The sequence below is a fragment of the Calidithermus timidus DSM 17022 genome (assembly GCF_000373205.1).
GTDB lineage: Bacteria > Deinococcota > Deinococci > Deinococcales > Thermaceae > Calidithermus > Calidithermus timidus.
On sequence record NZ_KB890687.1, the window covers coordinates 357,265 to 375,406 of the forward strand.

Below are 18,142 nucleotides of genomic sequence, written 5' to 3' on the forward strand. Positions count from 1 at the left end.
CGCTCAGCCCCCGCGCAAGGCCCGCTTGAAGAGCTGGGGGGCGAACTCGGCCAAAGCCCGCAGGAAGCCGGTGACGCCCCGTGCGCGGCCTGGGGTGAGGTAGACCGGCACGCCCAGGTTCTCAGCCTCCAACCGCACCGGCTCGGAGAGGTCGTGGCCGACGTAGCTGGAGATGATCATCATGCCGTGGGCGCGCTCGAGGCGGCTGTGAATGCGGCGGATCACCTCACGTCCGGCAGAGTTGGCGTCGGAGTCGAACCAGTCGACCCTGAGGCCCTGGGCCTCGAGGAAGGGCACCATGCGGCTTCTGAGTTGGGTGTGCCCTCCCACCACCAGCAGGTATTCGCCGTGGAAGCGGGGCAGACCCTCCTTCAGCAGGCTGTCGGGGGTGGCTCCGGCCAGCGCGTCGGGCACCCCGTCGAGCTTGGCCACGGCCTTGGAGGTAGCCTTGAGCTCCTCGAGATAGAGCTGCAACTCGGGGTCGGTGGGGTTGAGGAAGAGCAGGTTGCGCAGGATCTCGCGGGAGAGCTCGAGGTCTTTTTCCCAGTAGTAGGCGACCTCGAGGGCCTTGCGCCACTGCTCGGTGGCCTTCTTGTAGGCTCCGGTGCGCTCGTAGTGCTCGGCCAGGTCGTAGAGCACCTCCAGCGCCTCGGGGTTGCGCGCGAGTTCGGCCAGCAGCAAAGCCTCGGCCCCCAGCTGCTGCCCGGCGTCGTAGAGCGCGGCCAGGTAGCGGCCTCGCACATTCTGGGCCTCCTCGCTCTGGCTGAAGCTGCGTGAGAGGCGATAGGCCAGCTCGAGCAACTCCAGCGGAGGGTCTAGGGTGCGCTCGAGCGAACGGGCCAGCAAGCGGAAAGCCTCCCAAGGGCCCTCCAGGGTCTCCACCAACCGCAGCACCGCGCCGGGATCGCCCTGGAAGTGCTCCAGGCCACTGTCGCGCACACGGGCCAGAAACTCCCGCGCCAGCACCGTCTCGCCCTGCTCGAAGGCCTGCTGGGCCAGGGCAAAGAGCTCTTCGACCCCGTATGCCCGGTGGGCGTGGGCCCGCTTGTGGTCGCCCAGCACCTCGGTCATGGGATAACCCAGGGCCTGCTTGGACTCCGCCAGCAGGTGGTAGGCGAAGCCCTTGGACTCGCCCTGCCCTTCCCGCGCGGCGGCCTCGAGGTAGCGCAAGGCCTCGGGATACCGCCCTTCGCGGTGACGCAGCAGGCCCAGTGCCAACAGGGCGGTAGCTTCCTCGGCACGAGCCACCGCGTCGGTGAGGTAGGGCTCGACCTCCTTGAGGTCGTCCAGAGGCACGCTCTCCAGGCCCTCCGGCCCCCGTACCCGCAAACCCACCAGCGCCAGCCCCAGCGCCCCCGCCGCCTCGCCCAGATCGTAGAGCCGCTGGGCGTAGCGCTGCGCCCTGGCCCACAACCCCTGACTCAGGCTAGCCTGCAGGCCCAGCCTTAGCAGCCCCCGGCTCAAAAGCTGGGGCGAGAGGTCTTCGACGAACTCCACCCGGCGGCTGGCCTCGCTCCAGTCTCCCTCACGCGACAAGCGCACGGCGCGCTCCTCCATGCGCTCGAGGGCGATCTTGAGGTAGAGTTCGGCCTCGGGGAGGCCAGCCTCGAACAACTGCCGCAGCGCGTCGGCCAGCCGCCCCAACCCCAGGTAGACCCGGCCCAGGTAGAGGCGGTAACGCCCGCCTCGGCTGGCCAGGGCCTCCAGGCGGGGCAGCGCCCGGCGGTAGTCCTCGAGTTCGACCCAGCAGAAAGCCCGCAGGTCCTCGGCCTCGGGCCTATCCGCCAGCGCCAGGGCGCTCTCGGCCTCGGCAAAGCGCGACAGGGCAAACAACGCCCGCCCCCGCAGATAGGCCACCTCGCCCCGGCTGTCCTCGGTACTGCGCCGCAGGACCTCGGCGTAGTCCTCGGCCTCGAGCAGCCGCCACAGTTCCTCGGGCGCGGCCTGGGCAGGTGGAGGCTGGGCTACAGGCTCAGCCGGCAGGACGATGGAGACGCTGCTCTCGTCCGGGTGTACGCGCGTCAACCGCTCAGGCATGCGCCCGGTAACCAGGAAGTACTCCCCCTCCCCTACCCGCCCCACCTCGCCAAAGCCCAGGCCCTCGAGGATTTCTCCCACGCCCTCGGGGTTCTTGCCCAGGAAGGGGCCGTGGCCGTAAACCAGCAAGCCCCCCGGACGCAGCAGCCCCTGCAGAGCCATGAGCCGCGCCGAGAACTGGAACTGCCGGTCGAAGGCTTCGGCCTCGAGCCGCCCCGGCAGGTCGCCCAGGTAACCCTCAGGCAGCACCGACAGCAGCAAAACCGCGTCCATCTGGGGCAGCTCCAGGGGCGCCTCGCCGAACCAGCCCCGATGCCAGGTCACGCCGGGAAAGCGTTCCTGCCCGAGGCGAACCGCCTCCGACACACCCTCTAAAGCGTGCCACTCGAGGTCTGGTCTGGCTCGAAGCAGCAAGCCCAGCAAGGCCCCGGTGAAAGCCCCTACCTCGAGCACCCTCCCCGCACCCAAGCGCTCGAGCAGAGGCGGAAGCTTCTGTGCATAAAATTCCAGAAAGGGCAGGTGCATGGCATACACCATTCCCTCCAAGCGCTCACGGGGATGCGCCAGCAGCTCAGCGTAAAAACTTCGCACCGCCTCCACGCCGCCCCCGGCCAGATAGCGCTTCCAGGCCTTCAGGATCGGTCTTCGACGGCTCGGGCTACCGATGCGCTTGGCCAGCTCGCTTTCAAACTTGCCGGGCGAGAGTGGGCCTTCGACGTGAAATTCGTGACGCAGATAACGTCTTACATCGGTTTCCACCGCTCTACCCCCTTGAAGTACTAGCCTATCAGAGCCCGTGCGCACCGTTCGACCCAAAAAACCTGAGTCCCACAAACCCCCTTGCCCAGGCCTCGAAGGAGGCATTGGCTACCGATGATCGACGTACTTAACACCGCCGCACAGATCTCACCGTATACCTTGGGGCCTCACGGGAAGCATTAGCAGGTGCTAAGCCGACCCCAAAGGCAAAGCTTCCCACGGGGTACTCAACCTCCCCTGCAAGCAGAGGAGCCCTACGGCAATCAGAGCGACCAGCGCTCAACCCTCCCGCGGCCCATGCTTGGCATACCAGCGGCTCTGGTGCAGCAAGCCCCGCAGCATCTGCACCTCGGCAGGGGTCAGTTCGGCCTTGTGCAGGATGCGGCGCAGACGGCGGCGGGCGTAGCCAAAGCGCTTGGAGTCGGTAAAACCGATCTCCAGGATGTAGCTTTCCAGGTCCTCGAAGAGGCGCTCGAGGGCCTCACGCTCGGCCAGGCGCTCGGGGCTGGGGGCCGGTGGATTGGCAGTGACCACAAAGATCTCGTAGGCCAGCAACAGCACGGCCTGGGCCAGGTTCAGGCTCGGCTGCTCAGGAGCGGTGGGGATGCGCACGATGAGCCCGGCCTGATCCATCTCCTCGTTGGTGAGGCCGTACATTTCCCGCCCGAAAAGCAGGGCTACTTTGCCCCGCTGGGCCACCTGGGCTACGGCCTGGGCGGCCCCCCTGGGCTCGGCCAAGCGACCCACAGGGATGTCCCTGGAGCGCGCCGTGGTCGCCAGCACCAACTCACACTCGCGCACGGCCTCCAGCACCGTTTCACCGCGACGCAGGTTGTCGAGGATGGGTTCGGCGTGGACAGCCAGGCGGTAGGCGTCGGAGTCGGGGCGGGCCTCGAGGTCGGCGAGCACGCGGGGCTCCGGAGCCACCAGCCACAGCTCGCTCATACCGAAGTTGCGCATGGCTCGGGCCACCGCACCCACGTTCATGGGTTCCTGGGTGCCTACCAGCACCACCCGCACGTTGTGGGTAAAGGGATTGGACTCGGTCTTGGGGCGAAGATCAGGCATAGCGTAGGGGGTTCGGGGAGGGAAGCCGAAGGCCAAGTAGTGTCAAGCTGTGATTCTAGCGGATAAACCCCCTTGCCGCACTCCCCCGGTCCATTTTCGGCACGGCCCGCCAGTTCTTCTGCTAAGGTAACAGCATGGCCCTGAACCCCCGCGTCGAAGCCCTCTTAGCCATCGTCGATGCCCAGGAAGCACGGCTCGAGCGGGCCGAGCAAAGCCCCCAGTTCGCGCATTTTCTGGCGGCTTCCGAGGGGGCAGCGCAGATCATCGCCCAAATCCGCGAAGGCTGGCGGGTCTTCCGCAACAGCGCTCCCTACCTCAGCGACCCCGAGGTGATCGAGAGCTACGCCCAAAGCTTCGAGCAAATCGAAGCCTCGCTGGAGCAGCTCGAGCAGGTTCTGGCACAGATCAGGGCAAATCAGATACTGAATTAAGTACACCGTCGCACCTTCGCACTCTCCCTCCCCTGCTAGGGGAGGGTGGGGGGCTGGTAACCAAGGGGTACAGGTGTCTCCACAAGGGCGTACATCCAGCGCCGGCGGTCAGGGGTAAGCACGCGAACGCACGCCCCTCCAGCCTTACAGCGTCACTCCCGTATAGCTTCTCGGCAACAGATGGCGTTCCCAAGCAGCCTTGGTGAGCTCTTCGCGGAAGTCGGGGTGGGCGATGTTGATCAGCGCCACGGCCCTCTCCCGCAGGCTGCGACCGAAGAGCTCGGCCACGCCGTACTCGGTCACGACGTAGTGCACGTCGGCGCGGGTGGTGACCACCCCGGCAGCGCTCTTGAGCACCGGGACGATGCGAGAGATCGTCCCCTTCTTGCCCGTAGAGGGTAGGGCGATGATGGGCTTGCCCCCCTCGCTGGCCGCCGCCCCCCGGATGAAGTCGAGCTGACCGCCAAAGCCCGAGTAGATGGTGCCGCCGATGGAGTCGGCGCAGACCTGGCCGGTAATATCGATCTCGAGCGCGGAGTTGATGGCGATCATGCGGCTGTTGCGGGCGATGGTGAAAGGATCGTTGACGAAATCAGCGGGCCGCATCTCGAAGAGGGGGTTGTCGTGCACAAAGCGGTACAACCGTTCGCTGCCCAGCACGAAGGTGCCCACCACCTTACTCGGCAGCAGCGTCTTACGGCTGCCGGTGATGATGCCCCTCTCCAGCGCCTCCATCACCCCGTCCGAGACCATCTCGGTGTGCACGCCCAAGTCCCTGCGGCCCTCGAGGTTGGCCAGCACCGCGTCGGGGATGGCGCCAATGCCCATCTGCAAGGTGCAGCCATCGTCGATGAGCTCGGCCACGTGCTTGCCGATCCTGGCCTCAACCTCGCCAAAGCCGCCGCGCTCGAGCTCGGGCAGCGGCAGGTCCACCTCGACGAAGGCCGTGAAGCGGGAGACGTGGACGAAGGTATCGCCCAAGGTGCGGGGCATGCGGGGATTGACCAGGGCGATCACCTGGCGGGCGTTCTCGACGGCGGCCTTAGAGGCGATGACCTCTACTCCCAGGCTCACGAAGCCAAATTCGTCGGGCGGCGAAACCTGCACCAGCGCGGCATCCAGGGGCAGCAGGCCGCGCTTGAACAGCCAGGGGATCTGGTGCAGCGAGATCGGCACGTAGTCGGCGCGACCGCTGTTGACCGCCTCGCGGTCGGCGGGCCCTACGAACATCGAGCGACGGCGGAAGTGCCCCTCCATCTCGGGGGCCAGGAAAGGGTCGGGACCGAGCTGGAGCACATGGACCAACTCGACGTTGCTCAGCTCATCCTTGCGTGCGGCCAGGGCCTCGAGCAGCGGGGTCGGGGTAGCGGCGTTCCCCGAGACGAAGACCCGCCAACCGCTTTGCACCATGGCCGCCGCGCTCTCGAGGTCGCACAGTCGCGATTGGTAAAGCTTGTTTACTGCACTTCGGCGCAGGGCTTTTCCGGTTCGGGTAGTGTCCATGGCCCCATGCTAGGCGACCCCATAGCAGCAAATGTCCTATCCCTCCCGCCCTCGAGGCAGCCAGGCGCTGGGGAACAGCTCCCTTCGTAACGGCGAAATAACGCCCCGCTTGCTAGATTCGTTCGCAGGAGGACGGAATGCGCTCCAAAGCCATCGCCCTGGAATTGCGTCTGTGGCACGGACCAGCCGGAGAGGTCCGGGCTTCGGTACGCCCTGCCGAGGGGAAGGGCGAGGTAATCTACTTCAAGGACCTCGAAAGCCTGTGCGCTTACCTCAAGCAGGCCGAGGAACAGGGCTTTTGGATCAAACCCGAGCCGCCCGGCCTACGCTGAAAACGCGGAGCACGCACCAGAGCATCAACCTTCCACCCGCGGCAACCCGCCTGACGGTTGAGTGGGCTCGAGCAGCTTGCGGGCTTTAGCCTCGGGCAGGATAAAGCCCCCTGAAACCACGTACTTCAGGGCGTCCTCGATGCTGATCTCGAGGGGGATGACCTCGGCAGTGGGCACGATGATGGCCATGCCCGAGGCCGGAACCGGCGAGGTGGGCACCAGCACCACCGTGTAGCCCTCGGGCAGGGGGGAAAGCCTCCTGCCCACCTCGGCGCTGGCGATGAAGCACAGCGTATAGAGCCCTTTGCGCGGGTACTCAATGAGCGCCGCCCGCTGGAAATGCACCTCAGGCTGACCCAGCAGGGTATGGGCGATCTGTTGGACGGCGTTGTAGACTTCACGGATCAGGGGAATCGACTTGAAGCTGCGGTCGATGCCAGCTAGAAGCACCTTGCCGACGTAATTCCCGGCCAGGGTGCCCACCAGGACGATCAGGGCGAGCATCGCCAGGATACCGATCACCGGCAACAACGGCAGCAACCAGGATGGAGGGGTAAGGCCCACCACATGCATCAGGGCAGTGATGATGCTAGCTGAGGAGTTGTAAACCCACGCCAGCACGTACACCGTGACGCTCAAGGGCAGCAGCGCCAGCAATCCGGCGATGAAGTGACGTTGAAGCCTCATAGCCTCGAGCCCCAGTTTATTGGGGAGGGAAGGGTGGCTTTGGGGATTAGAGCCCTAATTGGATCGGTGAGGCCGGGCGCACTTCAGAGCCGCTCTCATCCAGGGGTGTTAATGTGGGCTCCGTGAACGTTTTCGCCGACTGGCTGTTCGTGCTGGTCTGGATCGTCGGGTTGGTAGGCACCTTCGTGCCGGTGCTACCCGCTACCCTCATCATCCTGGCCGGAGCTCTGCTGCACGAGTTGATGGTGGGCTTCTCCGAGCTATCCCGCCTCACCTGGATCTGGCTGGCGCTGATCACGCTAGCGGTGTTCGCAGTGGACAACCTGGCTGCCCTCATCGGCGCTCGGCGCTACGGGGCAGGCCGGGCCGGGATGTGGGGGGCCTTCATCGGGGGCATCTTCGGCCTGTTCATCCTGCCCCCGCTGGGGGTGTTCGTAATGCCGCTGGTGGGGGCTTTCGCGGCGGAAAGCCTCAGCGGCAAAAGCGCCGATGCCGCCCTGCGGGCAGCCTGGGGCACCTTCGTGGGGATGCTGGGGGGAATGGCGGGCAAGTTCCTGCTGCACCTGATGATGGGAATTCTGGTGCTGAGGGCCATTTTCTAAAGGGTGGTATGATTCGACCCGTGCACTCCAGCAAGCAAGCCCGGCTGTACCTGCGGATCCTGCCGCTGCTTGTGGTGCTGCTCTGCGCCAATTCCGAGACCCGGCAACTGGTGAGCGGGGCCCTCGAGCAAATCCTCTCCCCCCTCCACTGCAGTCCCCCCGGATGCGCAGCCCTCAACCCCGCCCACGCCGACGCGCTCCTGCCGGGCCTGGCCTTCCAACCCCTGCCCGCGGCCGAGGCGCCGCCCTCTCCTGGCAACCTGGCCGGGCTGGTGGCGTCGCTGAGCCGGATCCTAGGCTCCAGCCGCCCCCTCCCTACCCACGAACACAGCCCCGCCATCCCCCGCGCGCCGCCTCCCGCCTAATGGGGTCTCACGCGGCGTACGCGGCAAAGGGCGCTGTGTGTTTAGCCATCGACCGCATTCGAGGGATCCACATGAGCTATATCCTGATCAGCCGCGACGGGTGTCATCTGTGCGAGGAAGCCGAGCAGCTGCTCGAGGCCTTGCGCGTGCCCTTCGAGCGGCGCAGCGTGGACGAGAAGCCCGAATGGGTAGCCCACTACAGCTTCCGGGTTCCGGTACTGCTAAAGGGCGAGCAGGTGCTAATGGAGGGTCGCTTCGAAGCGGCCCGGCTAACTAAACTGTTGAGGGAGTGAGCTATGGACCCAATCATGATCGAACTCGGGCCGATCCAGATTCGCTGGTACGGCTTCTTCCTGGTGCTGGCGATCTTCGCCGGCTTCGAGATCGCCAAGCGCTACCTGCGGGCTTGGGGCTACGACCCCGACCGCTTCGAGCAGGCCGCCTTCTGGGCGGTGGTGGCCGGGGTAATCGGGGCGAGGGTGGGCTACGTGCTCACCAGCCCCAGCGACTTCGCCGGCAACCCCATCTCGGCTTTGTACATCTGGCAGGGCGGGCTCTCGATCCACGGGGCCGTGATCGGGGGCATCCTGGCCTTCTGGCTCTATGCCCGCCGCTACGGCACCCCCTTCATGCCCTACATCGAAGCTTCCCTCCCGGCGGTGGCGCTGGGGATCATCGGTGGGCGGCTGGGCAACTTCATGAACGGCTCCGACACCGTCGGTCGTCTGACCAGCCTGCCCATCGGCTTCACCTGGCCCTCGTCGGCCTCGGGCTTCCCCGGCATCTGCAAAGCCGGCGACAACATCAGCCTGGCCTACGGGCTGTGTCTGGGCGAGGTGGTGCGCGGCCCGGTTCACCTGACCCAGATCTACGGGGTGATCATCGGGATCATCCTGAGCGTGCTGGTCGTGCGCTGGCTGGCGATGCGAAAGCCCTGGGGGTACGCTTTCTGGCAGTTCGTACTGTGGTACAGCGTGCTGCGGGGAGGGCTCGAGGAGACCTTCCGCCTCAACCCGCTGTGGCTCAAGGTCTACGAGAACAACACGCTGGGCATCGGCTTCTTCACCGCCACCCAGCTCTTTTCGATCCCGCTGATCATCCTGGCCATCGTCATGCTCTACCGCCTGCCCAAAGGGGGCCGCGAAGCCGTAGCCGTGGCGGTGCCCACTCCCCCCAAGACAGGCAAAGCCGAGGCCAAGCCGCCCAAGAAGGATTGAAGGGTAGACTGAAGGACGGTATGAAACATGCCGTCGTGATCCTGGCTGCGGGCCTGGGCACCCGCATGAAGTCGAAGTTGCCCAAGGTGCTCCACCCGCTGCTGGGCAAGCCCATGGTGGCCTACGTCGTCGAGACCGCGCTGCGAAGCGGCGCGGAGAAGGTGGTGGTGGTGGTCGGCCACGGCCTCGAGCAGGTTCGGGAAGCGCTAGGGGGCTATGAGGGCCTCGAGTTCGCTGTACAGGAACAGCAGCTTGGCACGGCTCACGCCCTCAAGCAGGCCAGGAAGGCCCTCCGAGGCTTCAAGGGACCGGTGGTGGTGGTCCAGGGCGACACCCCCCTCACCTCCACAGAAACCCTCACCGGCCTGGTCGAGGCCTTAGGCAAGGAAGGCATGGCCCTGCTGACCATGCGGCTGGAGAACCCAAGCGGCTACGGGCGCATCCTGCGCGACAAGCGCGGGGAGATCATCGCCAACATCGAGCACAAAGACGCCACGCCCGAGCAGCGCGAAATCAAGGAGATCAACGCCGGGGTCTACTGCTTCGACAGCCACGTTTGGGAAGCGCTCGAGCACGTCAGCAACGACAACGCCGCCGGGGAGTACTACCTGCCCGACCTCATCCGGGTCTACCGTGAGCGGGGTAAGCGGGTGGTGGGGCTGCTGAGCGACGACCCCGGCGAGCTCTTAGGGATCAACACCCGCGCCCAACTCGCCGAGGTCGAGGGCATCCTGCTCCAGAGGCTGCGCGAATACTGGATGAACCAGGGTGTGCGGATGATCCAGCCCCAGACCATCTACCTCGAGCCCTCGGTCCAACTCGCCCCCGACGTGACGCTGTGGCCCGGTGTGATCCTCAGGGGCGACACCCGCATCGGCGAGGGTTGTGAGATCGGGGCTTACTGCGTGCTCAGCGACATGGTGCTCGAGCCCCACGTCACCCTGCGCCCGCACGTCGTGGCCGAGAAGTCGCACATGAAAAGCGGCTCCGACGCCGGCCCTTTCGCCCGCTTCCGCCCCGGCGTGCTCATCGAGGAGGAAGCCCACGTGGGCAACTTCGTCGAGATGAAAAACACCCACATGCGCCGAGGGGCCAAGGCCGGGCACGTGAGCTATCTGGGCGACACCGACATCGGTGAGGGGGCCAACATTGGCGCGGGCACCGTCGTGGCCAACTACGACGGCCAGCGCAAGCACAAAACCGTCATCGGCAAGGGGGCCTTCACCGGCTCCAACTCCACGCTGGTGGCCCCGCTCGAGGTGGGCGAGGGGGCCTACATCGCCGCAGGCAGCACGGTCAACAAGAACATTCCCCAAGACGCCCTGGCCATCGCCAGAGCGCGCCAGGAAAACAAAGAAGGCTACGTCAAGCGCCTGCGGGAACGTAAGAAGTGAGCATTGCTGCTTGGCCTTTTGGAAGCAAAATTCATGTTGAGTTTAGCTCCCGCAGTAGACTGAAACCAGGAGCGAACCATGCCGATTGGAATGTCTGAGTTACTCATCATCCTGCTGGTGGCCCTGCTGTTGTTTGGCCCCCGCAAGCTGCCCGAGCTGGGGCGCAGCCTGGGGCAATCCATCCGTGAGTTCCAGAAAGGAGCCCGCAGCATCCGCGAGGAGTTCGAGAAAGCCGCCGACGTCAAGGAGCTGCGCGAGATCAAGGAGGAGCTGAACAAACCCCTCGAGGTCAAACCCGAACCCTCCAAGGAAGAGGCCAAGCCCTAGCTTGAAGGTCCGCCATGAAAGAAGCCCCCTTGATGGAGCACCTCGAGGAGCTGCGTAGCCGCATCCTCTGGTCGCTGGTGGCCTGGGCGGTGATGACGGGGGTAGCCTTCGTCTTCCGTCTGGAGTTGCTGGCGCTGCTCGAGCGCCCCCTCGACATCTACAACGCCACCGCCCGGGTCAAGGCCGACCTGCAGGTGCTCAACATCACCGAACCCTTTGTAACCTCCTTCAAGATCGCGGCTTTCGGCGGTCTGGCCCTGGCCTTACCCTTCATCGTCTACCAGATCTGGGCCTTCATCTCACCCGGCCTCTACGACCACGAGCGCAGGCTGGCGGTTCCCTTCCTGCTGGGGGCGGGCTTTAGCTTCGCCGTGGGTGTAATCTTCGCCTACTACGTGTTCCTGCCCTACGCTGTGCCCTTCCTGTTGGGCTTTTTGGGCGACCTGGTCAAGCCCAACATCTCGCTGGGCCAGTACATGAGTCAGATCCTGGCCTTCCTGGGCGTGATGGGCATCGTCTTCGAGATGCCGGTGGTGAGCTACCTGCTGGCCCGCTTGGGGCTTCTCTCAAGCCGCTTCCTGCTGCAAAACTGGCGCATCGCCATCGTGCTGCTCATCACCCTGGCCGCCATCATCACCCCCACCGTAGACGTGTTCAACCTAGCCCTTATCAGCGTGCCGCTGTTTGTGCTCTACGCCATCTCCATCTTCACCGCACGCCTGGGCGAGCGGGGCCATCTGCGGGCGGCGCAGCAAGCGGCAGGGTAAGCTGACGACCCCTCAAATCAGCGCGCTCACCGAGCGGTTGGTGTGCACGTTGCGGATGGCCTGGGCCAGCAGATCGGCGGTGGAGAGGATGTTGAAGCCCATGGCCGGGGTGAGCTGAATGGTGTCGGTGAAGACCACCTCGCGGATGGCCGGGTGGGAGAGGTTTTCGTGGGCCGGGCCTACCAGCACCCCGTGGGTCGCCATGACGATGGCTTCCTGGGCTCCGGCGGCTACCAGAGCTTCGACGCCCCGGCGGATGGTGCCCCCCGTGGAGATGATGTCATCGACGATCAGGGGGCGCTTGCCTGCCACATCGCCGATCACGTAGGCCACCTGGGTCTCGTGGGGACCGATACGGCGCTTAGCCAGGATCGCCAGCGGCAGGCTCAGCCGTTCGGAGAGGCGGCGGGCGTGTTCGGCTCGGCCCGAATCGGGCGAGACCACCACGGCGTTGTCGGTGAGGTGCTTGTGCTCGAGGTAGCTGGCGAAGAGCTTGACCGCCGAGAGCTCATCGACGGGGATGTTGAAAAAACCCTGAATCTGGGGGGCGTGCAGGTCTACGGTGATGACGCGGTGGACCCCGACTTCCTGGATCAGGTCGGCCACCAGTTTAGCGCTGATGGGCTCGCGACCCTGGGTCTGCTTGTCCTGGCGGGCGTAGCCAAAGTAGGGGATGACCGCGTTGATGCGGGCCGCGCTGCTGCGGCGCACAGCGTCAGCCATGATCAGGAGTTCCATCAGGTGGTCGTTGACCGGCGGGGCAGTGGGCTGGATGAGGTACACATCGGCGCCGCGCACACTCTCCAGCAACCGCACCCGCACCTCGCCATCGGGGAAACGCTCGACCACAGCCTTGCCCAAGCTCAGGCCAAGGGAGTGCGCTACGGCCTCGGCCAGTGGCCGGTTGGCGCTGCCGCTAAAGAGCCGAATCTCGAGCCCCTCTCCAAGTTCCCACATCTCCCACCCCCAAAAGTCCCGTTGCTCAGCTCTTTCAAGTCGCGGCAGGCAGCTTCAGCAGGTCGGGGTCTGACCCCGGGCTTCAAGCGGTTGCAATTTGAGTATATCGGGAAGCTGGCTATTGCAAAACCTTGAGCACCACCTGGGCCAAGCGTTCAGAGGCCTGCTCGAGGAACAGCTCGAAGGACTCGTGCGCGTCGTCATCGGCTCCGTCGGAGATGGTGCGCACCAGGGCCATGGGCAAGGCCAGGTCCTTGGCGGTCCACAGCGCCGCCGCGCCCTCCATCTCGACCGCGTCGGCGGCGAAAAGCTGGCGCAGGCGGGCGGCATCGGCGGGGTGGGCCAGGAAGCGATCGCCGCTGGCAACGCGACCCCAGTGAACCGGGTAGCCCAGCTCGAGCGCCGCCCGGTATATGCGGGTCGAAAGCTCGATATCGGCCCGCACGAAGCGCTCGCCCGTGGCCAGTTCCCCCGGCTGGCGGCCAAAGGCGGTGATGTCCACATCCCACTGCACCGCGTCGTGGGCCACGAGCACGTCGAGGGAGTGCAGGCTGGGGTTGAGCCCACCCGCCACCCCCGCCCACAGGCTCCAGTGCGGGTTAAAGCGGGCCTGGGCGTAGGTTACCGCGGAGGCAGCCGCCACTTTCCCCACCCCGGTTTCAACCAGCAGAACCTCGTGGGCACCCACCCGGCCCCGAAAGATGGGCTTAGGGCCCCCCAGCGCCTCGTCCAGGCCCAAGGCCCGGCGTAAGGCCCGCGCCTCGGCCCCCTCGGCGGCGAAGAGGGCCACGGTACTCAAGACAGGGCTGGAAACGGCTTCGGCCTGGGCAGGGGCGGCGACTTCACTCACGCACGGTAGTGTACAAAAATCCATCGGCGGCGTATGGCCATATATTACGGTTTTTCTTCACCAGGGGCATGATACGATATGCTCATGGCTGTCTTGACCAACGACCAGAAGATGGTCCTGGACATGGTGCGGCAGGTAGCCCGCGAGGTGCTGTGGGAAAAGGCCCCGCAATACGACGCATCGGGGGAATATCCCTGGCCTCAGCTCGAGACCCTCGCCCAACTCGGACTGCTGGGCATGACCACCCCGGAGGAGTGGGGCGGAGCAGGGCTGGACAGCGTGACCTGGGTGCTGGCCATGGAGGAGATCGCCGCCGCCGATCCCAGCGTGGCGGTGATCCTCTCCGTCACCAGCGGCCTGCCACAGTACATGCTGACGAAGTTCGGCAGCCCGGAGCAGAAGAAGAAATACCTGGTGCCCCTCGCCAAGGGCGAGTGGATCGGGGCCTTCTGCCTCACCGAGCCCCACGCCGGCTCCGACCCGGCCTCCATGAAGCTCCGCGCCCAAAAGGTGCCCGGCGGCTGGCAACTCGACGGGGTCAAGAGCTGGGTCACTTCCGGCGGGCAGGCCCAGGTCTACGTGGTGATGGCTCGAGGCGAAAGCGGCATCAGCAGCTTCATCGTGGAAAAGGACACGCCCGGCCTAAGCTTCGGTCCTCCCGAACGCAAGATGGGCCTGCACGCAGCCCACACCACCGAGGTGCGCTTCGACGGGGTGTTCGTGCCTGAGGGAAACCTGTTAGGCCAGGAGGGCCGGGGTCTGGCCCAGGCCCTCGCCGGCCTCGACTCCGGACGCATCGGGATCGCAGCCCAGGCGGTAGGGATGGCCCGCGCCGCCTTCGAAATCGCTAAAGCCTACGCCGATGCGCGTACCCAGTTCGGCCAGAAGATCCGCGAGTTTCAGGGGGTGGGCTTCAAACTGGCCGACATGCACGTGAAGATCGCCGCCGCTCGTGCCCTCACCCTCGAGGCCGCCGCCAAGAAAGACCGGGGTGAGCGCTTCACGCTCGAGGCCTCCACCGCCAAGCTCTTCGCCTCCGACACGGCGGTGAGCGTCACCCGCGACGCGGTGCAGGTGCTGGGCGGCTACGGCTACCACCGCGAGTACCGCGCCGAGCGCTACTACCGCGACGCCAAGATCACCGAGATCTACGAGGGCACCAGCGAAATCCAGCGCCTGGTGATCTCGCGTGAGCTCTACCGCTGAAGCGGGTTGATACTACCCTCAAGCCCTGGCCACAGCCGGGGTCTTGGAGCGGGCCCTGGCTTTGCCCTTCTCGCGTTTGGCCTTGGCCCGCTGCTCCAAACCCTTCAGACCCCCCACCAAGGAGTGGTCGAGGGCTTCGTCGAGGTTCTCGACGAAGTGGAACACCATGTTGTGGCGCAGGTAGGCTGGGATATCGGAGAGATCGGGCTGATTTTTCTTGGGCAGGATCACCTCACGAATCCCCGCCCGGCGCGCACCCAGCACCTTCTCCCTGACCCCCCCAATGGGCAAGATCCGCCCGGTGAGGGTGATCTCGCCGGTCATGGCCACGTCGTTGCGCACGGGAATTTCGGTCAGGGCCGAGACCACGGCGCTGGTGATGGCGATACCTGCCGATGGGCCCTCCTTGGGTACCGCGCCCGCCGGAACGTGCAGGTGCAAGTCGGTCTTGTCGAACTTCTCGAGCCCAATCCCGAAGCGGCTGGCGTTCCGTTTGGCGTAAGTCAGCGCCGCGCGGGCCGATTCCTTCATGACCTCACCCAGTTGCCCGGTGATGATCAGAGCGCCCTTGCCCGGTGTGGCGGAGACCTCCACGAACATGATGTCCCCTCCCACCGGGGTGTAGTACATGCCCGTCGCCACGCCCACCTGGGGTTCGCGGGCCTCGGCTTCGGGCAGGAAGCGGGCGGGGCCCAGGTATTTCTCCAGGTCATCCTCGATGATGCGCACGCGCTTCTTGCCCGACTCCAGTAGGCTGCGCGCCGCCTTGCGCAACACCGCGCCGATCTCGCGCTCGAGGTTACGCACCCCCGCCTCGCGGGTGTAGGAGTTGATCAAGCGCGAGATGGCCGCGTCGGTGAAAACCACCTGCTTCTCCTTCAGCCCGTTTTCCATGATCTGGCGCGGCAGCAGGTAACGCTTGGCGATCTCCAGCTTCTCCTGCTCGATGTAGCTGGTGAACTCGATGAGCTCCATGCGGTCCATCAAGGGGCCTGGAATGTTGTCGGGGAAGTTGGCCGTGCAGATAAACAGCACCTCGCTCATGTCGAAGGGCACGCCCAGGTAGTGGTCGGTGAATTCCTTGTTCTGAGCCGGGTCCAACAGCTCCAGCAGCGCCGCCGCAGGATCACCCTGGTAGGAGACTCCAAGCTTGTCGACCTCATCGAGCAAGAAGACCGGGTTCTTGCTGCCCGCCTGGCGCAGACCCTGGATGATGCGCCCCGGCATGGCCCCGATGTAGGTGCGGCGGTGGCCCCGGATGTCCGATTCGTCGCGCGCGCCCCCCAAGCTGACGCGGTGGTACTTGCGCCCCAGCGCCCGGGCGATAGACTTGGCGATAGAGGTCTTGCCCACGCCAGGAGGCCCCACGAAAAGCAGAATGGGCCCCTTGCTGACTTCCTCCTCCTTCAGCTCACCCTTGCGCACGCGCTCGAGCTTGAGCTTACGCACCGCCAGGTACTCCAGCACGCGGTCCTTGACCTTCTCCAGGCCGTAGTGCTCCTCGTCGAGGATCCTGGCGGCCTCGGCGAGGTCGATCTGATCGGTGGTACGGGTGTTCCAGGGCAGCGAGACGATCCAGTCGAGATAGGTGCGCACCACGCTGGCCTCGGCAGAGTCGGGGTGCATGCGGGCGAAGCGGTTGAGTTCGCGCTCGACCTCGCCCCTGACGGCCTCGGGCAAGCCCAAAGCCTCGATTTTCTCGCGGAATTCCTCGACTTCCTGATCGCCCTCCTCACCGTGCAGCTCACGCTGGATGGCCTTCATCTGCTCGCGCAGGAAGTACTCGCGCTGGTTGCGGTCGATCTCCTCCTTGACCTGCTGCTGGATGCGACGCTGGGTCTCCATCAGCTCGATCTCGGCGTCGAGCAGCACCAGCACCCGCTTGAGGCGTTCGGCGGCGGAGGCGATTTCGAGGAGTTTCTGCTTGTCCTCGAGCTTGAAGTCGACGTGGAAGGCGATGTAGTCGGCGAGTTGGGAGGGGTCCTCGAGGTTGAGCACGAACTGGGCGGTCTCCGGGGAGAGGTACTTGCCCTCCTTGAGCACCGTTTCGAAGCGGGCTTTGACCTCGCGGAAGAGCGCCTTGAGCTCGACTTCCTTGTCCTGCAGCTCGGGGATGGGCTCGACGGCGGCCTCGAGGTAGCCCTTGCGCTGCTCGTAAGCCTTTACCCGTACGCGGGCGAAGGCCTGCACCAGCATCTGCACCGAGCCATCGGAGTTCTTGCGCATACGCAGGATGTTGCAGGCCGTGCCCACCATGTACATGTCCTCGGGTCCGGGCTCCTCGACCTCCTTGTCGCGCTGCGAGGCGATGAGGATGATCTTGTCGCGGGCCAGCGCCTCGTCGATGGCCCGGATGGAGACGGGCCGTCCGGCTTCGATGGGCATGACCATGGTGGGGTAGATGACCGAGCCGCGCACCGGGCAGACCGGCAGGGTTTCAGGGACGTGGATATTGGAGCTGGATTCGCTCATTACACTCACCGTTTGGTTCGATGTTGCAGGACTAAAGGCCAAAACTGCCGAAGTGGAGTATCAGTGCTAAGCGCAGTCTAGCGCTTTTAGAACGGGAATTGGTGACCCAGTACCATAAAGTCTTAGCATGAACTATGAGCATAATATTGTCAAGTTTAATGCTTCCAACATTTTAACGTCGGGCCTCAGCCGCTTGCGCTTAGCGCCACCGCAGCGCTTGCTTTATGCTGGACCCAATGCGACGCATCTGGACCTGGCTGCTGGTGCTGCTCACCGTGTTCGGGGTCCTTCCCCTGCTCTCCCAAGCCGATGCCCAGCGCAGCGGCGGAGGGGTGGGGGGACGGGGTGGCTTCCGCAGCTCCCCCACCCCTCGAGTCAACCCCTCCCCCACGCCCACCTTCCCCATCCCAAGCCCCCGGCCCGACTACAGCTACCCCAGCCCCCGCGTCTATCCACCGGTCTACATCCCCACCACCCCCGGCTCCGGCGGGAGCGGAGTCGGGGTGGCCTCGGTGATGGTGGTCCTCGTGATGGGGGTGATCGCACTCTCGATCATCCAAGGCCTGCGCCGCGCCGGAAGCGGCCTCGGTACCTACGACAACCTCCCGGAAGCTGAAGTCGCCCGCCTGCGCCTGGCCCTGCTCTACAGCCCCTCGCTCCAGCGCACCCTGCGCCGCCTGGCCGAGCAGGCCGACACCAACAGCACCCAGGGCCTGGCCGACCTGATAGACGAGGTGTGTGTGGTGCTGCTACGCGAACAGGCCGCCTGGCGCTTTGGCAGCTATGAGAGCTGGCGGGGCAGCCTGCAGCAGGCCGAAGGTCGGTTTGACCGCCTCATGACCGAGGACCGCTCGAAGTTCGTGGAAACCTTCCGCAAGTTCGAGGGCAAGGTGGAGCGCCCTGGCGATTACACCCCCAGGGCCGAACCCGACGGCCGCTACCTGCTGGTCTCAATCCTGGTGGCAGCCCATGGCAGCTTGCCCCAGGTACCGCTACCCCTGCGGGAGGCCGGAGCTAAGACCGCCCTCATGGCCCTCTCGGCCACCACCCCCGTCACCACCCTGGCCGCCTACGTCTCCTGGACGCCCGAGGCCGAGGGCGAATCGCTCAGCGAGCAGGAACTCCTCAGCGGCTGGCCGGAACTCGAGCTGCTTTGAGCGGGCTGAGC

Annotated in this window: 18 protein-coding genes; 11 read left to right on the forward strand and 7 right to left on the reverse strand. The window is 65.4% G+C overall.

Annotated elements, in window-relative coordinates; all coding sequences use genetic code 11:
• Positions 1-3: 3 nt before the first annotated feature.
• Together B047_RS0101720 and B047_RS0101725 are read right to left on the reverse strand one after the other, a co-directional pair.
• The gene (locus B047_RS0101720; protein WP_018465234.1) at positions 4-2,796 is read right to left on the reverse strand and encodes a DUF2325 domain-containing protein; all 2,793 of its coding nucleotides are present in this window, start codon (positions 2,794-2,796) and stop codon (positions 4-6) included.
• A gap of 279 nt (positions 2,797-3,075) precedes the next feature.
• On the reverse strand, positions 3,076-3,864 hold the full coding sequence (locus B047_RS0101725; RefSeq protein ID WP_052605999.1) for an RNA methyltransferase: 789 nt from the start codon (positions 3,862-3,864) through the stop codon (positions 3,076-3,078).
• A gap of 134 nt (positions 3,865-3,998) precedes the next feature.
• Here B047_RS0101725 and B047_RS0101730 point away from each other — a divergent pair, with 134 nt between their 5' ends.
• Positions 3,999-4,295, forward strand: a complete 297-nt coding sequence (locus B047_RS0101730; protein WP_018465236.1) for a hypothetical protein — start codon at positions 3,999-4,001, stop codon at positions 4,293-4,295.
• A 144-nt stretch (positions 4,296-4,439) separates the two neighbouring features.
• Here B047_RS0101730 and B047_RS0101735 read toward each other — a convergent pair whose 3' ends face one another.
• Positions 4,440-5,798, reverse strand: coding sequence for an acetyl-CoA hydrolase/transferase family protein (locus B047_RS0101735; RefSeq protein ID WP_018465237.1), 1,359 nt, complete (start codon positions 5,796-5,798; stop codon positions 4,440-4,442).
• A 137-nt stretch (positions 5,799-5,935) separates the two neighbouring features.
• Here B047_RS0101735 and B047_RS16015 point away from each other — a divergent pair, with 137 nt between their 5' ends.
• Entirely contained in the window at positions 5,936-6,130 is a 195-nt protein-coding gene (locus B047_RS16015; protein ID WP_018465238.1) for a hypothetical protein, read from the forward strand.
• Positions 6,131-6,154: 24 nt separating this feature from the next.
• Here the strand turns inward: B047_RS16015 and B047_RS0101745 are convergent, their stop codons facing one another.
• Entirely contained in the window at positions 6,155-6,817 is a 663-nt protein-coding gene (locus B047_RS0101745) for a DUF502 domain-containing protein (RefSeq protein WP_018465239.1), read from the reverse strand.
• A gap of 122 nt (positions 6,818-6,939) precedes the next feature.
• Between B047_RS0101745 and B047_RS0101750 the strand changes: the two genes are divergently transcribed.
• The 7 genes from B047_RS0101750 to tatC all read left to right on the forward strand — a co-directional run bounded on the left by B047_RS0101750 (position 6,940) and on the right by tatC (position 11,489).
• Positions 6,940-7,419, forward strand: a complete 480-nt coding sequence (locus B047_RS0101750) for a DUF456 domain-containing protein (RefSeq protein WP_018465240.1) — start codon at positions 6,940-6,942, stop codon at positions 7,417-7,419.
• Positions 7,420-7,427: 8 nt separating this feature from the next.
• A complete protein-coding gene (locus B047_RS0101755) occupies positions 7,428-7,784 on the forward strand; it encodes a hypothetical protein (protein WP_157205774.1) in 357 nt (118 codons plus the stop codon).
• A gap of 71 nt (positions 7,785-7,855) precedes the next feature.
• Complete coding sequence (locus tag B047_RS0101760; RefSeq protein WP_018465242.1) at positions 7,856-8,077, forward strand: glutaredoxin family protein; 222 nt, start codon at positions 7,856-7,858, stop codon at positions 8,075-8,077.
• A gap of 3 nt (positions 8,078-8,080) precedes the next feature.
• The gene (gene lgt, locus B047_RS0101765) at positions 8,081-9,001 is read left to right on the forward strand and encodes a prolipoprotein diacylglyceryl transferase (RefSeq protein ID WP_018465243.1); all 921 of its coding nucleotides are present in this window, start codon (positions 8,081-8,083) and stop codon (positions 8,999-9,001) included.
• A 20-nt stretch (positions 9,002-9,021) separates the two neighbouring features.
• A complete protein-coding gene (glmU, locus tag B047_RS0101770; protein ID WP_018465244.1) occupies positions 9,022-10,395 on the forward strand; it encodes a bifunctional UDP-N-acetylglucosamine diphosphorylase/glucosamine-1-phosphate N-acetyltransferase GlmU in 1,374 nt (457 codons plus the stop codon).
• Between the two features lie 78 nt (positions 10,396-10,473).
• Entirely contained in the window at positions 10,474-10,722 is a 249-nt protein-coding gene (tatB, locus tag B047_RS0101775) for a Sec-independent protein translocase protein TatB (protein WP_026234488.1), read from the forward strand.
• Between the two features lie 14 nt (positions 10,723-10,736).
• Positions 10,737-11,489 (forward strand): twin-arginine translocase subunit TatC, encoded by a 753-nt coding sequence (tatC, locus tag B047_RS0101780; RefSeq protein WP_018465246.1) that lies wholly within the window; start codon positions 10,737-10,739, stop codon positions 11,487-11,489.
• A gap of 12 nt (positions 11,490-11,501) precedes the next feature.
• Here the strand turns inward: tatC and B047_RS0101785 are convergent, their stop codons facing one another.
• Together B047_RS0101785 and B047_RS0101790 are read right to left on the reverse strand one after the other, a co-directional pair.
• On the reverse strand, positions 11,502-12,446 hold the full coding sequence (locus tag B047_RS0101785) for a ribose-phosphate diphosphokinase (protein WP_018465247.1): 945 nt from the start codon (positions 12,444-12,446) through the stop codon (positions 11,502-11,504).
• 118 nt (positions 12,447-12,564) lie between these two features.
• Positions 12,565-13,245 (reverse strand): 5'-methylthioadenosine/adenosylhomocysteine nucleosidase, encoded by a 681-nt coding sequence (locus B047_RS0101790; protein ID WP_245533687.1) that lies wholly within the window; start codon positions 13,243-13,245, stop codon positions 12,565-12,567.
• Between the two features lie 135 nt (positions 13,246-13,380).
• On the opposite strand from B047_RS0101790, the gene B047_RS0101795 reads away from it, so the two are divergent.
• Positions 13,381-14,502: an acyl-CoA dehydrogenase family protein gene (locus tag B047_RS0101795; protein ID WP_026234490.1), complete on the forward strand. Its 1,122-nt coding sequence runs from the start codon at positions 13,381-13,383 to the stop codon at positions 14,500-14,502.
• A gap of 18 nt (positions 14,503-14,520) precedes the next feature.
• Here the strand turns inward: B047_RS0101795 and lon are convergent, their stop codons facing one another.
• Positions 14,521-16,974, reverse strand: a complete 2,454-nt coding sequence (gene lon, locus B047_RS0101800; RefSeq protein ID WP_018465250.1) for an endopeptidase La — start codon at positions 16,972-16,974, stop codon at positions 14,521-14,523.
• A gap of 236 nt (positions 16,975-17,210) precedes the next feature.
• Here lon and B047_RS0101805 point away from each other — a divergent pair, with 236 nt between their 5' ends.
• Positions 17,211-18,131, forward strand: coding sequence for a DUF1517 domain-containing protein (locus B047_RS0101805; RefSeq protein WP_018465251.1), 921 nt, complete (start codon positions 17,211-17,213; stop codon positions 18,129-18,131).
• The last annotated feature ends 11 nt before the right edge of the window (positions 18,132-18,142 follow it).

Coding starts and splice junctions, on each gene's coding strand:
- B047_RS0101725 (WP_052605999.1), bottom strand. CDS start 3,864: ATGCCTGATCTTCGCCCCAAGACCGAGTCCAATCCCTTTACCCACAAC.
- B047_RS0101730 (WP_018465236.1), top strand. CDS start 3,999: ATGGCCCTGAACCCCCGCGTCGAAGCCCTCTTAGCCATCGTCGATGCC.
- B047_RS0101735 (WP_018465237.1), bottom strand. CDS start 5,798: ATGGACACTACCCGAACCGGAAAAGCCCTGCGCCGAAGTGCAGTAAAC.
- B047_RS16015 (WP_018465238.1), top strand. CDS start 5,936: ATGCGCTCCAAAGCCATCGCCCTGGAATTGCGTCTGTGGCACGGACCA.
- B047_RS0101745 (WP_018465239.1), bottom strand. CDS start 6,817: ATGAGGCTTCAACGTCACTTCATCGCCGGATTGCTGGCGCTGCTGCCC.
- B047_RS0101755 (WP_157205774.1), top strand. CDS start 7,428: ATGATTCGACCCGTGCACTCCAGCAAGCAAGCCCGGCTGTACCTGCGG.
- B047_RS0101760 (WP_018465242.1), top strand. CDS start 7,856: ATGAGCTATATCCTGATCAGCCGCGACGGGTGTCATCTGTGCGAGGAA.
- lgt (WP_018465243.1), top strand. CDS start 8,081: ATGGACCCAATCATGATCGAACTCGGGCCGATCCAGATTCGCTGGTAC.
- glmU (WP_018465244.1), top strand. CDS start 9,022: ATGAAACATGCCGTCGTGATCCTGGCTGCGGGCCTGGGCACCCGCATG.
- tatB (WP_026234488.1), top strand. CDS start 10,474: ATGCCGATTGGAATGTCTGAGTTACTCATCATCCTGCTGGTGGCCCTG.
- tatC (WP_018465246.1), top strand. CDS start 10,737: ATGAAAGAAGCCCCCTTGATGGAGCACCTCGAGGAGCTGCGTAGCCGC.
- B047_RS0101785 (WP_018465247.1), bottom strand. CDS start 12,446: ATGTGGGAACTTGGAGAGGGGCTCGAGATTCGGCTCTTTAGCGGCAGC.
- B047_RS0101795 (WP_026234490.1), top strand. CDS start 13,381: ATGGCTGTCTTGACCAACGACCAGAAGATGGTCCTGGACATGGTGCGG.
- lon (WP_018465250.1), bottom strand. CDS start 16,974: ATGAGCGAATCCAGCTCCAATATCCACGTCCCTGAAACCCTGCCGGTC.
- B047_RS0101805 (WP_018465251.1), top strand. CDS start 17,211: ATGCGACGCATCTGGACCTGGCTGCTGGTGCTGCTCACCGTGTTCGGG.